Origin of the sequence: Enterobacter asburiae, from assembly GCF_007035645.1 — a bacterium.
GTDB classification, from domain to species: domain Bacteria; phylum Pseudomonadota; class Gammaproteobacteria; order Enterobacterales; family Enterobacteriaceae; genus Enterobacter; species Enterobacter asburiae_B.
In genome coordinates, this window is the sequence record NZ_AP019632.1 from 1862798 (window position 1) to 1876863 (window position 14066).

The 14066-nt window shown below is 58.7% G+C and carries 11 protein-coding genes; all 11 read left to right on the forward strand.

Annotation, left to right across the window (positions count from 1 at the left end):
- Positions 1-560: 560 nt before the first annotated feature.
- The 11 genes from FOY96_RS08845 (at position 561) to FOY96_RS08895 (ending at position 14008) form a co-directional block, all read left to right on the forward strand.
- Positions 561-1550: a hypothetical protein gene (locus FOY96_RS08845; protein WP_143346854.1), complete on the forward strand. Its 990-nt coding sequence runs from the start codon at positions 561-563 to the stop codon at positions 1548-1550.
- Positions 1544-1960, forward strand: a complete 417-nt coding sequence (locus FOY96_RS08850) for a hypothetical protein (RefSeq protein WP_033145793.1) — start codon at positions 1544-1546, stop codon at positions 1958-1960. Before FOY96_RS08845 ends, FOY96_RS08850 begins: the two co-directional genes overlap by 7 nt.
- Positions 1961-2046: 86 nt before the next feature.
- Positions 2047-3810, forward strand: coding sequence for a type VI secretion system-associated FHA domain protein TagH (tagH, locus tag FOY96_RS08855; protein WP_143346855.1), 1764 nt, complete (start codon positions 2047-2049; stop codon positions 3808-3810).
- Positions 3807-4604, forward strand: a complete 798-nt coding sequence (locus FOY96_RS08860) for a PP2C family protein-serine/threonine phosphatase (protein ID WP_014884226.1) — start codon at positions 3807-3809, stop codon at positions 4602-4604. Before tagH ends, FOY96_RS08860 begins: the two co-directional genes overlap by 4 nt.
- Before the next feature lie 16 nt (positions 4605-4620).
- Positions 4621-5619, forward strand: a complete 999-nt coding sequence (locus tag FOY96_RS08865) for a hypothetical protein (protein WP_033145791.1) — start codon at positions 4621-4623, stop codon at positions 5617-5619.
- 9 nt (positions 5620-5628) lie between these two features.
- The gene (locus FOY96_RS08870; protein ID WP_096151591.1) at positions 5629-6441 is read left to right on the forward strand and encodes a type VI secretion system accessory protein TagJ; all 813 of its coding nucleotides are present in this window, start codon (positions 5629-5631) and stop codon (positions 6439-6441) included.
- Positions 6434-6997, forward strand: a complete 564-nt coding sequence (tssE, locus tag FOY96_RS08875) for a type VI secretion system baseplate subunit TssE (RefSeq protein ID WP_033145789.1) — start codon at positions 6434-6436, stop codon at positions 6995-6997. Before FOY96_RS08870 ends, tssE begins: the two co-directional genes overlap by 8 nt.
- Positions 6998-6999: 2 nt before the next feature.
- Positions 7000-8871 (forward strand): type VI secretion system baseplate subunit TssF, encoded by a 1872-nt coding sequence (gene tssF, locus FOY96_RS08880; protein ID WP_039263601.1) that lies wholly within the window; start codon positions 7000-7002, stop codon positions 8869-8871.
- A complete protein-coding gene (gene tssG / locus FOY96_RS08885; RefSeq protein WP_094934693.1) occupies positions 8868-9911 on the forward strand; it encodes a type VI secretion system baseplate subunit TssG in 1044 nt (347 codons plus the stop codon). Before tssF ends, tssG begins: the two co-directional genes overlap by 4 nt.
- A gap of 38 nt (positions 9912-9949) precedes the next feature.
- On the forward strand, positions 9950-12565 hold the full coding sequence (tssH, locus tag FOY96_RS08890; RefSeq protein ID WP_143346856.1) for a type VI secretion system ATPase TssH: 2616 nt from the start codon (positions 9950-9952) through the stop codon (positions 12563-12565).
- 24 nt (positions 12566-12589) lie between these two features.
- Positions 12590-14008, forward strand: a complete 1419-nt coding sequence (locus FOY96_RS08895; protein ID WP_096151594.1) for a serine/threonine protein kinase — start codon at positions 12590-12592, stop codon at positions 14006-14008.
- Positions 14009-14066 lie beyond the last annotated feature (58 nt).

The window sequence follows — 14066 nt, forward strand, 5'->3', positions numbered from 1 at the left end:
TTATGATTGCTTCACTATTCGGCGCGTATTTGCGATGGAAAGAGCGTTAACGGTTATACCCATTGTATTATCATGTAGCGCCTGCATATCCCACCCTGCTCAGTTTCAGAGTTTAACTGTTAAGGTGGAAAAAAATGCACCCTGTTTTGGCGTTTCGAATGACACTGAACCAGGTGAGGTTGTGCTAGTTTATGAACCCTCTATATCTCGACGTGCAGGTAACGAATGGGAAAGCATCTTCTCTCCAGGAGCATTTCCTTCCAGCCGCTTTTTGAAATCTGAAGAGTGCCTACGCTGGGATAAAGTAGACTGGCAGTCAGGGGAGTATGATGTGGTATTAGAATCGAGAAATCATAATACTATTGTTCGATATGCTACTCGCTTTATTCTCAGTATAAATTCCAGAGGCGAATTATCGCTGGTTAGAATAGAATAGGAGCGTTTTCAAATGTTGATGTTTTTAAGAAAGTGTCAACCTTTGGATATTAATTCAACTCCGTTTTTATTTGAATGGGTATGCTTATTTGTGAGCGTTTTTGTAAAAATCAAAGGGAATGAATATGGCTAGCCAATCATTAGTTAATCCGGGATATTGTATTGTTCAGGAACCCGGAACCCTGGATTTCCAGACAAGGCTTTTATTCAACGATCCAAATAGTGATGCTGCACGTTATTTCATGCAGGTTAATAGTGATGTGCAGTGGTCAAAACCTGGGCAGATGTTGATTCTTGGTGCACCGGGAAGTAATAATTCTGTGCAGCTTAAGCAATTACAGCTCGCTAAAAAGAAAGTCAACGGTGCTCTGGCCGATCTTAATTCTGGTGAAGCGAATTTCTTTAATCAACATTTTAGTACCATAGCTGCAGTTACTAATTTTATGGATAAGTCCCTTGGTGTCGTTGCTGATGCAGGTGAAAAATATTTTAGTGAAATAGAAAAAAAACTTAAATCCATTGAATTGGCTTACCAGAATCAGTACAGAGCACAAGGGACATTGATAAGCCAACAGTTTTTTGTTGAACGTCAGCGCCTCTTTTCTGAGTTGGATGGTTTATTAAACAAATTGTCCCGACTGACCTTAAAGATGAAGCCCTATAACGAATTGAAGCATGCATTAGGCTTGTCAAGCAGATCCATTGTACATGAATGGAGTACAGCCGGGGTCGCCTCTATTCGTGGTTATTCAACTTATATCGATAATGCCTCTAAGGCCGCTCGTTTTCTTAAAGCGGGAGGGTGGCTTGCAATAGGTTTTGCAGGTGCAAATACCACTAATGAAGTTTACAATGCCTGCACCGTAGGACGAGAGCAGAGTTGTTCTAAAGTCGCTGTGAAAAAATACAGCAGCTTTGGTGCAAGCCTGGCAGGGGGTATTTACGGTGGTAAATACGGAGCAATGGCAGGTGCTGGTGTATGCGTTGCGCTTGGTGTTGCGACGGGGGGCGTAGGACTGCTCGCCTGCTCTATTGTTGGGGCTGCTGCAGGTGGATACGTTGGTGGCGAGATAGCGGGCGGAGCGACTGAGTATATGATGGATAAAATATGGTGAATATAGAGAATTTATCATTATTTCTTATCGTGGTTTTATTGCTGGTTGTTGTAATTATGGATTTGTTCAGTTCTCGTTATTTCAAAAAACACGAGGCTGATTATAATCGGTTACTTTCAGACTATCGGCGCAAGGGATATGATCTGGATCTTGTAACCAACTATGCTTCTTTTTTTGGTTCGCTGGCCAATTATCAAAAAATAATCTGGTTTGTTCGCCTTTATAAAGGCGTTGAAATGAAATTCACGCGTGAAAGGCTTGTTCAGGAAGATGCTTATAAATATGTACAGTCGTTACCTGAAGAAAGAATTGGTTGGATGCTAAAATTACATCGCCGTTATAAGTTACAGGCGTTAATATTCACTCTATGGCTCATTGTTGGATTATATTTTATCACCTTCATTAAATAGTTTTGATATTCAATTTCTCAAACGCCGCCGTTCTCGCCCCGAGAGCGGCAGCGTTTGAGCGCTAATCATACCAGCAGGAATACGCCATGCGATTCACGATTATTTCTACGAAACCCGGTCATCAGCCGCCGCAAAGCAGCTGTGATTTTTACGCCCCGGGCGGCACCATTGGGCGCGGTACGGATAACAATCTGGTGTTGCCGGATAATGACCGCACCATCTCTCGGCTGCAGGCCATTGTTCACGTTGACGCCCAGGGCGAATGCCGCGTGACCAACCGTGGCAGCGTCACCCGCGTGGTATTAAATGACATTCCGCTGGAGCGAGGGCGTCAGGTTGAGCTGCAGGATGGCGACATTCTCGGTATTGATGACTACCGTATCGAAGTGACCGAACTGATCCACGATACGCAACCCGTAAGCCGTATGGCGGCCAGTATGCATCAGCAGGCGCGTCCGGCAGCCGCACCCGCGCCCGCTGCGCAACCGAAGCCGGCGAGTGCCGCACCGCGCGGGAAGGCCGAGCCAAGCGCCGTGCCAACGGAGATCTGGGATAGCCTGATGCAGGAGTTCTCCATCTCTGACAGCATCTCCAGCAATCGTACAAAACCGCAGCCTGCTCCATCGCACGATCCGTTCTCCCAGCCTGCGGCCCCGGAGCGTAACGCGGAAGATCCGCTGGCGCTGTTTAACGACAGCGATCCAAAGCTCGAGCGTAAGAATGTCGACCCGGACACGCTGTTCAGCGACGAAGCGTTGTTCAAAAAAGAGAGTATTTTTGACGACGTCACCCCGTCAACGCTGGTGCCGCCGGGCGAGAACAGCCCCGTGAAGCCAGAAGACGAGGCGACGGATGAGCTCGATCCGCTGGCCCTGTTTGGCGGTAAGGCCAGCGCGCCAGCCGCGCGTAATGACGACCCGCTCGGGCTGATGGGCGGCGCGCCATTAACCCATCCGGATGACATTATTGCCGAAAAGCCTGCGCCAGTGCCGGAACCCGAGCAGGAAGAGGACGTGCTGGCCGATTCTCCGCTGTTCGCCCCTGAGCCGCAGGAAGAACCGCGTGCTGAAGAAGAGCCCGCGCGACCGGATTACGCAGGCTTCACCATGCCTACGCCACAGGCCGTGGCGCGCAGCAGCGCTCAGGCACCGAAGGGCCGTCTGCGCATTGACCCGGTCAATAACGCTGCCGCCCCAACCGCCACGGCAAACAGCGGTGAGAAGGGCGAAGTGCTGCAGGGCGAGCTGCTGGAGGCTCTGCTGGAGGGGATGGGGCTGAGCGAAATGCAGCCCGTCCCCCAGTTTGACCGGGAAAATATGCGTCAGCTCGGGCAGATCCTCGGCATGTTTTCTCAGGGGACCGTGGCGCTGCTCTCCTCGCGCTCCATCCTCAAGCGGGGCGTGAAGGCCGATATGACCATGGTGCTGGACGATGCCAACAACCCGTTCAAGCTGCTGCCGACCGGCAAAACCGTGCTGATCCAGATGTTCGGCACTCCGATGCCGGGCTTTATGCCGCCGACCAAATCCGTGCGCGACGCGCTGATCGACCTGCAGGCGCACCAGCTGGGCATGATCTCCGGTATCCGCGCCATCATTGCCGCGATGCTGCAGTCCTTTAACCCGGAACAGCTGGAAGAGCAGGCGAAGCAGAACGGGATGACCTCTCGTCTGGCGCTGCCGGGCAGCCGCAAAGCCGCCCTGTGGGACTATTTTGTTCGCAGCTATGGCGAGACGGCTGGCGAGATTGAGGATGACTTCCACACCCTGTTCGGCGAGGCCTTCCTTCATGCGTACGACATGGAGGTGAATCAGTACAAAGACTCACAGAGCGGATCGGAAGACAAATGAATATCGCAACGGCTTCTCTCTCCCGCCAGGGGACGCGCGCCAGCAACCAGGATCAGACGGGAGAAACCATAGGGGAACGTTCAGCCTGCTTTGTCGTCTGCGACGGCATCGCGGGCCTGCCGGGCGGTGAGGTGGCTGCAGAGCTGGCCCGCAACAGCATTATCTCCCGCTTCGATGGCGACAAACATCTTAATGCGCAGCATATCCGCGACTACGTGCAGACGGCTAACCGCACCATCCTCAGCGAACAGCAGGCCGTTCAGGACTATCGCCGGATGGGCACGACGCTGGTCAGCCTGTTCATTGACCGTGATTACGGCCTGGCCTACTGGGCGCACGCCGGAGACAGCCGCCTGTACCTGTTTCGCCGGGGATGGCTGTGGCATGTGACCACCGACCATAGCCTGGTGCAGCAGATGAAAGATGCCGGTCACCAGACCGACAACCTGAACAGCAATTTGCTCTATCTGGCGCTGGGAATTGAAAACGGCGGGCCGGAAGCGAGCTACAGCGACGTGGTGCAGGTTGAAGACGGCGATGCATTCTTACTCTGCACCGACGGGTTCTGGCACGGCGTTAGCGAAGAGCAAATGAAGCAGTCGCTGCATATGGTCAATACGCCGCAGGAGTGGCTGACCTTAATGAACCAAATCATTCAAAAGAATGGCGAACAGGAGGGAAATGCTCAGGATAACTATACTGCCCTGGCGGTATGGATGGGCAACCCTCAGGACACCACTTTGCTGCACACCCTCTCTGACGCAGCGCAATTTCTTCCCTGCGGAACTGATTAGACACACAAGGAACGATATGAAACTTTGGCTATCGGGTTTGGCACTTCTGGCGGTCACCTCCACCGCGCAGGCTGAGAATTTCCGCATCGTGCAGTCGCCTGCGCAGAAGCTGGATATCTGGATCGACAACATTAAAGACAACACGCCGCAGAGCTGGTGTAAGCCTGAGGTGGCGCTGCGCATTGTGGCGAACGGCAAGAAAGACGTCTCCGTGCTGGAGAACTTTGTGCCGCGTCTTGGCTCCCTGCTGGAACACCAGTGCAGCAAAGTGAATAAGCTTAGCTGGACGCTAAACGATCCGGCGGGTACCACGCTGGCGCAGGGTACGGCAGGCAAAGCGCAGGACTGGGCGCTGGTGGTGAAACAGGACCAGGCCGCGCCTGCTGCGACCGTGACCGCAACCCCAACCAGCGGCGCGCTGCTGCCGCCGGACCAGAACGTGGCTTCCCGCACCGTCGCGGCTGACCGTACGCCGTGGCAGGAATTCACCCTGCAGGACGGCTGCCACCTGCGCACCTTCTGGGAAGGGGGCGCTTCCGCTCCGGCGCTCTTTATTCCGGATTCTGACACCACCCGCTGCGGTAACGGCAGCTGGCTGAGTGGACACACCGTGGTTTCACAGTCCCGCAACGGCGGACAGAAAGAGATGGCGGTGACGTATATCCACGGCTTCCCGGTGACGGGTCTGAATCAAAGCGCCGATCCTGAAAACGCGCTGATCACCTCCGTCAACAAAGAGCGCATGGTGTTCAGCACCCCAAACAGCGACCAGAGCTGGATGATCCTGCCTTACGATAGCGCCCTGAACAGCTGGAAAAGCAACGGCACCGTAGCGGTGGAGATTTCCCGTGAAATCGCCAGCGACGATGCAAAACTGCAGGCGCGTATTGCGGCGGTGAAAAAAACCTGGAGCGCCTGGGTCGCACCCGGCACTCCGCTCAATATCGTCCTGATTGACACCCTGCGTCCTCAGCTGCGCGACCCGGCCGTTGGCGCATGGCGCGCGGCGAATTAAGGAATGGCTATGAATACGCTCTATCAACACCTGGCGGGCGAGTCGCTCAGCGACGCGCTGGCGCGCCTTGAAGCTGAAATCAAAGCCCGTCCGGCGGATGCCGATCTCCGCGCCGCGTTCGTGCAGTTTTTAACCCTCAGCGGCAACTGGACGCGCGCGCTGACCCAGCTGAAAAGCTGGCTGGCGCTGAAGCCTCAGGCGAAACCCACCGTCACGCTGCTGGAGCAATCCATTCAGGGCGAGCTGCAGCGCGCGCAGGTGATGGCGGGACAGGCGCGTCCGGCTATGCCTGAAACCCAGTGGCCGTGGCTGACGACCCTGGCCGCGGCGCTGAGCGAGGAGGGCGAGCGCGCCCGGGCGCTGCGTCTTGACGGCCTCGATCGGGCTGAAGCCATCCCCGGCCAGATTATCCTCGAAAACGAGGAGACGCAGGCGTTTGACTGGCTGATGGACGGCGATGCCCGTCTCGGCCCGGTCTGCGAAACCATCGTGAACGGCCGTTATTTCTGGCTGCCGTTCAGCGCCATCGCGGAGATCCGTTTCCAGGCGCCCGCCAGCGTGACCGATCTGGTCTGGCGTCACGCGCTGGTGCGCCTGACCGACGGTACGGAGCAGGTGTGTCAGATCCCGGCGCGTTACCCGTTTGCTGCCGATGCCACCGATGCGGTCAGGCTGGGCCGCACCACCGAATGGCAGCCGCTCGACGAAGACGGCACTCTTTACGAAGGCAGGGGCCAGAAGGCCTGGCTGAGCGATCAAAGCGAATACCCGCTGCTCTCCTTAAGCCTCGTGACGTTTGCGACGGATGGAGCCGATGAGTAATCCCGCTGGCGAAGGCGATCTGCTGCGCAGCGGCTGGCAAGCCCGCAGCAAGCAGGAGAAGGTGGGGGCGCGCGACAAAATGCAGCCCTCGCTGCTGGATCGTCTCACCGATAATGAGCCGGAAAAAAAACGCGAGTCGGCCAACAGCAATCTGATCACCCACGCCGCCCTGCGCCGCAACGTCCTGCGCGATCTGCAGTGGCTGTTTAACACCATCAACCACGATGCCTCCGGCGATTTGAGCGCCTTGCCGCACGTGAAGCGATCGGTGGTCAATTTCGGCGTCGCGCCGCTGGCCGGGAAAAGAATGTCGGATATCGAATGGCACGACATTCAGCGCAAGCTCACCGAGGCCATCATCAATTTTGAACCGCGCATTTTGCCGCAGGGGCTGCAGGTCCGCTGCGTGTCGGATACCTCCTCGCTGGATCTGCACAACGTGCTCTCCATCGAGATCAAAGGGCGTTTATGGTGTGTGCCGTACCCGCTGGAGTTTCTGTTTCGTACCGATGTCGATCTGGAAAACGGCCATTTTGAACTGAAAGATGCGGGGTAATCATGGAAAGTAAACTGCTCGAATATTACAACCGCGAGCTGGCCTACCTGCGCGAAATGGGGGCCGAGTTTGCCGAACGCTATCCTAAGGTCGCCGGACGGCTGGGCATGCGCGGCATCGAAGTGGCGGACCCGTATACCGAACGTCTGATGGAGGGCTTCGCCTTCCTGACCTCCCGCGTGCAGATGAAAATGGACGCGGAGTTTCCGCGCTTCTCCCAGCGTCTGCTGGAGATGATTGCGCCTAACTATCTCGCGCCCACGCCGTCGATGGCGATTGCGGAGATTGAGCCCGACAGCAGCCGGGGCGACCTGAGCAAGGGCTTTATCGTGCCGCGCGGTACCATGATGGACAGCCTGGCGCTAAAAAAAACCGGCGTGACCTGCAGCTATACCACGGCGCACGAGGTCAACCTGCTGCCGCTGAAAATCGACAAGGTCGAGCTGGGCGGCGTGCCCGCCGATCTGCCGCTCGCGCAGCTGGGGCTGAGCCAGCGGGGGATCGGCAGCGCCTTGCGGATCCGCATCGCCTGCGACGGCCCGCAAAACCTCGGGCACCTGGATTTCGACCGTCTGGAATTTTTCCTCGGCGGTCCGGACATTGAAGCGCTGAAGCTGCTGGAGCTGGTGATGGAGCATCACGCCGGGATCGTCTGTCAGACGGTCAGCCCGCAGCCGCAGCGGCAGCTGCTGGCGTCTGACGCGCTGCGCCAGGAAGGCTTTGAGCCTGACCAGGCCCTGCTTCCGGACGATCTGCGCAACTTTGACGGCTATCGCCTGCTGCAGGAGTATTTCGCGTTTCCGGCCCGTTTCCGCTTCATTAGCCTGAGCGGTCTGGGCAAGCTTATCGAGCGCTGTGAAGGCGAAAAAGCCTTCGACATCTTCATTCTGCTGGATAAATCGGATGAACAGCTGGAGCGCGTGGTTGATGCCAGCCATCTGGCGCTGCACTGTACCCCGGTCATCAACCTTTTCCCAAAGGTCGCGGCGCGTCAGAAGCTGAATGAAGGCCAGCATGAATACCATCTGGTGGTGGATAACATTCGTCCGCTGGATTATGAAATTTACGCGGTCAAAAAAATCTATGGCAGCGCGGACGGCCAGCGCGATGACCAGACGTTTCGTCCATTCTGGAGCACCTGGAGCGGCGATGCGGGCAACTACGGGGCCTATTTTTCCCTGCGCCGCGAACAGCGCGTGCTGTCCGAGCACGCCCTGCGCTACGGCACGCGCACCGGCTATATCGGCTCGGAGGTGTTTGTTTCGCTGGTGGATGAACAGCACGCGCCGTGGCAGGAAAACCTGCGCTATATCTCTGCCGAGGTGCTCTGCACCAGCCGCGATCTGCCGCTGATGCTGCAGCAGGAGCTCGGGCAGTTCATTATGGCCGACTCCATGCCGGTGAAATCCCTGACCCTGCGCAAAGGCCCAACGCCGCCGCGTCCGGCGCTGGCGGAAGGGTTCAGCACCTGGCGGCTCATCAGCCAGCTGCAGATGAACTACCTCAGCCTGATGGACAGCGAAAACGAAGACGGCGCGGCCGCGCTGCGCCAGCTGTTAGGGCTGTACGCCAACCTGGCAGAAACGCCCGTTGCGCGTCAGGTGGAGGGGGTACGCCACTGCGTGCTGGAGCCGGTTCACCGCCGCGTGCCTGAACCCGGCCCGGTCGTTTTCGCCCGCGGGATCGGCATTACCCTGACGGTCGATGAGCGTGCCTTTTCCGGCGCCAGCCCGTGGCTCTTTGGCAGCGTTATGGAACGTCTCTTTGCCCGCCTGGTGTCCATCAACAGCTTTACGGAGTTCACCCTGAAAAGTCAGCAGCGCGGCGAGATTGGCTACTGGGCGCCGCGCATGGGTAAAAGGGCGCTGATATGAGTGACGCTGCCACTGCACCGCTGCGCGTGCATCGCCTGACCCGGCTGCCGGACGCGTTCTGGCAAGGGGTTCGCGAGACGCCCTGGCGCTACGACCTGTTTCAGCTGTTAAGGCGCATTGATGCCCAGGGCGGCGAGCGCTACCCGCTGGGACGCGCGCCGCTGCCGAAGTTTGAGCCGCTGCGCATCGGCCAGCAGCCGTCGATGAGTTTTGCGCCGTCGACGCTGGCTCAGGTCCGCCAGCGGGAGGAAAGCGGGCTGCACGAGGTGTCTATCCTCAGTTTCGGCCTGTTTGGCCCGAACGGCCCGCTGCCGGTCCATATGACCGAATACGCCCGCGAGCGAATTTATCATCATCAGGACACCAGCCTCAGCGCGTTTGCCGACCTGTTCCATCATCGCCTGGCGCTGCTGTTTTACCGCGCCTGGGCGGATGCGCAACCCACCGTCTCCCTCGATCGCGCTGATAACAGGCGCTTTGAGGGCTACCTGGCGTCGCTGATTGGCATGGGCCAGCCGGGACAGATGAACAAAGGCAGCCTGAGCTCGCATGCTCGCTTTACCCACGCCGGGCACCTGACCCGTCACGGGCGGGATCCGGAGGGGCTGGAGAAGATCCTGCGCAACTATTTTAACGCGCCGGTTAAGCTGGTCAGCAACGTGCCGCAGTGGATGCCGCTTTCCACGCGCGAGCAGGCGCAGCTTGGCGCAGGGCGCCGCATGCCGCGCATGGGGGAATCCGCCTTTCTCGGCGTTGCCGTCCGCGACGTGCAGCACAAGTTTCGCATCGAAATTGGCCCGCTGAGCGCGGAGGAGTACAACCGTTTTCTGCCGGGTGAAGCTTGGGTCACCGAGCTGCGCGACTGGGTGCGTCAGTACGCCGGGGTGGAGTTTGAATGGGAAACGCGGGTGATCCTGCGTGAAGACGCGGTGCAGGGCACCACGCTCGGCAGCAATGGGCGATTAGGCTATAACACCTGGCTGGGCCTTCAGCCGCAGCCTGTCCCGCGTGGCGATCTGCTGTATCGCGCAGAGCGGTAATCCTTCCGTATACCGAATCATTGTTAATGGAAACTAACATGTCAGAAATTAGCCGTGCCGTGCTTTTCGGCAAACTGGATACGCTGTTATTTACCTCTCTGGAAAGCGCCACTGCGTTCTGCAAGCTGCGCGGCAACCCGTACGTTGAGCTGGTGCACTGGCTGCATCAGCTGATGCAGCAGCAGGATGGCGATCTGCAGCAGGTCATCCGCCACTTTGCCCTCGATGAACAGCAGCTGACGCGCGATATCGTGGCCGCGCTGGATGTCCTTCCGCGTGGCGCCAGTTCCGTTACCGATCTCTCCGAACACATTGACAGCGCCGTGGAGCGCGCCTGGGTCTTCGGCTCGCTGAAGTTTGGCGTCAGCCGTATTCGCGGCGGCCATTTGCTGATCGGCATGCTTAAAACCTGGAACCTGGCTAACGTGCTGAAAAGCATTTCGTCGCAGTTCACCCGCCTTAACGTCGAGGTGCTGATTGAGCAGTTCGACGCGATTTGCGCAAACAGCAAAGAGACGCAGCAGGCCGCTGCCGCCGCAGACGCACCGGCGGGTACGGTACCGGCGGCGCAGGGGACGCTGGCCCAGTACGGCCAGGATCTGACCGCCCGCGCCCGCGAAGGGAAGATTGACCCGGTTGTCGGGCGCGACGAGGAGATCCGCCAGATGGTGGATATCCTGATGCGTCGCCGCCAGAACAACCCGCTGCTGACCGGGGAAGCCGGGGTCGGGAAAACGGCGGTAGTGGAAGGGCTGGCGCTGCGTATCGCCGACGGCGACGTCCCGGAGCCGCTGCAAAATATTCAGCTGTGGCTGCTGGATATCGGCATGCTGCAGGCTGGCGCAGGCATGAAAGGCGAGTTTGAAGCTCGTCTGCAGGCGCTCATTAACGAAGTCCAGTCCAGCGCCACGCCAATCATTCTGTTTATCGATGAGATCCACACCCTGATTGGCGCTGGCGGCCAGCAGGGGACCGGCGATGCGGCGAACCTGCTGAAGCCTGCCCTGGCGCGCGGTCAGCTGCGCACCATCGGCGCCACCACCTGGGCGGAATACAAAAAATACATCGAGAAAGACCCGGCGCTGACCCGCCGTTTCCAGACGGTGCAGGTCCACGAGCCGGACGAAGCGAAAGCCATTCTGATGCTGCGCAGCACCGTGTCGCCGCTGGAGACGCACCACCAGGTGCTGCTGCTCGACGAAGCGGTCAGCGCGGCGGTGAAGCTGTCGCATCGTTACATCCCGGCGCGTCAGCTGCCGGATAAAGCCGTTGCGCTGCTCGACACCGCCTGCGCCCGCGTTGCGGTCAGCCAGAGCGCGCCGCCCGCGCAGCTGGAAGACTGCCTGCGCCACCTTGCCGCGCTGGACGTGGAGATTGAGATTGCTGAGCGCGAAGCGCGCGTGGGAGCCGGCGACGCCGATCGCGTGACCGCTTTACTCGCCGAACGCGACGCGTATGAAACAAAACGCGAAGCCCTGGCCCGGCGCTGGGAAGAAGAACGCGGCCTGGTGCAGGAGATTATCCGCCTGCGCGCGGCGCTGTTCGCGGCGGGCGATGACGATAGCGCCGAGCTGCGCGGCCAGCTGGCGGAACAGCAGCAGGCGCTGAACGCCCTACAGGGTGATGAACCGCTGCTGTTTGCGGCGGTGGATGAAAACGTGGTTGCCGCGGTGGTCTCTGACTGGACCGGGATCCCGCTGGGCCGGATGGTGAAAAACGAGATCGACGCGGTGCTCAACCTCGCCGACACGCTGAACCAGCGCGTTATCGGCCAGCGTCACGGCCTTGATCTCATTGCCCGCCGCGTGAAAACCTCGCGGGCGAAGCTGGACGATCCCAACAAACCGGTGGGCGTCTTTATGCTGTGCGGTCCGTCCGGGGTCGGTAAAACCGAAACCGCGCTGGCGCTCGCGGAATCCCTGTACGGCGGCGAGCAGAACGTTATCACCATCAACATGAGTGAGTTCCAGGAAGCGCATACCGTTTCCACCTTAAAAGGTGCGCCTCCGGGGTACGTAGGGTATGGTGAAGGCGGCGTGTTGACCGAGGCCGTGCGCCGCCGCCCGTACAGCGTGGTGCTGCTGGACGAAATTGAAAAAGCGCACCCGGACGTCCACGAGATCTTCTTCCAGGTCTTTGATAAAGGCTGGATGGAAGACGGCGAGGGGCGCCACATCGATTTCCGTAACACCATCATTATTCTGACCTCCAACGTCGGCACCGATCTGATTAGCGCCATGTGCGCCGATCCGGAGCTGATGCCGGAGCCTGACGCGTTAAGCGGCGCCCTGCGCCAGCCGCTGCTGGAGGTCTTCCCACCGGCGCTGCTGGGCCGCCTGCTGGTGGTGCCGTACTACCCGCTCAGCGACGAGATGCTGGGGCAGATTGTTCGCCTGCAGCTCAAGCGCATTGAGCGTCGTCTGGAAGAGAATCACAGCATTATTTCTGAGTTTGACGACAGCGTGGTGGAACAGATTGTTCAGCGCTGTACCGAGGTGGAGTCCGGTGGCCGCATGGTGGATGCTATTCTGACCAACACCTTGCTGCCTCAGATGAGCCAGATCTTACTTACCGCCAGCCGCAGCGACGAGCAGTACCGACGTCTGCACGTCACCTGCGAGCAGGGCGAGTTTCACTGTCAGTTTGCCGCGTAATAATCATCAAGAGAACTGTAAAAGATGACGGATAATGATAACAATCGGACTGTCCCAAACGCGCTCCCGGTCGGGTACCGCTTCAACGAGTTTGAAATCAAAGAGGTGATCGGCGGCGGCGGTTTTGGCATCGTCTATCGCGCGTGGGATCACCAGCTCGAACGCACTATCGCTATCAAAGAATTTATGCCTTCCTCGCTCGCCGTGCGCGGCGACGACATGACCCTGGTGCTGCGCAGCGAGCGCTTTGGCAAAGCGTTTTCCGCAGGCCTGAACAGCTTTATTCAGGAGGCGCGTCTGCTGGCGCGCTTTAACCACCCGAACCTGCTGCACGTCCTGCGTTTCTGGGTGCAAAACGACACGGCCTACATGGGGACGCTGTTTTACAGCGGCACCACGCTTTCGCGCCTGCGCGAAGAAAAGCCGGAGCTAATCAACGAGGCCTGGATCCGCCGCACGCTGCCGATGCTGTTCGGTGCGATCAAGACCATCCACAACGAAGGCTATCTGCACCGCGACATCTCGCTGGATAACATTCAGATCCAGGATAACGGCCTGCCGGTGCTGCTTGATTTCGGCTCCGCGCGCCGCACCATCGGTAACCTTTCCGATGAAACGGAAACCATGCTGCGCCCGGGCTTTGCGCCGATCGAGCAGTACACCGACGATAACGAAAGCGAGCAGGGTCCGTGGACGGATATTTACGCCCTCGGTGCGGTGCTGCGTACCCTGATTGTGGGTTCTCCGCCGCCGGTCAGCGTGGTGCGCTCGATTCAGGATACCTGCAAACCGCTGGTGGAAATTATGCCGCAGGGCTATTCCATTCCGCTGCTGCAGGCCATCGACCGTGCGCTGGCGCTGCACATGGAGGACCGTCCGCAGTCAATCGACGAGTTCGCCGCGCTGATTGAGATGCCGGTCGCCGGTATCAACGACGTGCTGACGGCGAAAAAGCCCGGCACGATGCTGGTTCCGGTCGAGGACGAAAAACCGGCTTCGCTGCTCGACTGGCGCCGCTACAAGATCCCGGGCATGGTTGCCGCAGGCGTGCTGGTGGGTATTGTCGCCGGGGCGATGCTGTTCAGCGGCGGTAACGATGCTCCCGAGCAGGCTGCACAGGCACCGGCAGAGACGCGTCCGACTGAAACCGCCGCAAACGCGCCGGACGTGAAGCCGAAAACGGCGAAGGTTAACGAGCAGGCGACGGCCCAGCAGACTCCGCCGCCTGTGGAGAGCCCGGTTGCGCTGGTCTATATCCGCATCCTCGACGGCGAAACGCTGAAAGTGAACGGCGAGCCAAAAGCGCTGCGTCCGGCGACCAACGGCTATGCCTCGCTCAAGCTGCCGGCCGGTGAGGTGAAGATTGAACTCCAGGGCAACGGAAGAACGCGTGGCCAGACGCTGGATATCACCAAGCCGGGCACCTGGCTGGTGAACCCTTAGAATTACGCTCAGTCACAGATGCGAACCTCTTTTCTGAATCGCATAAGCTAGATGGAAT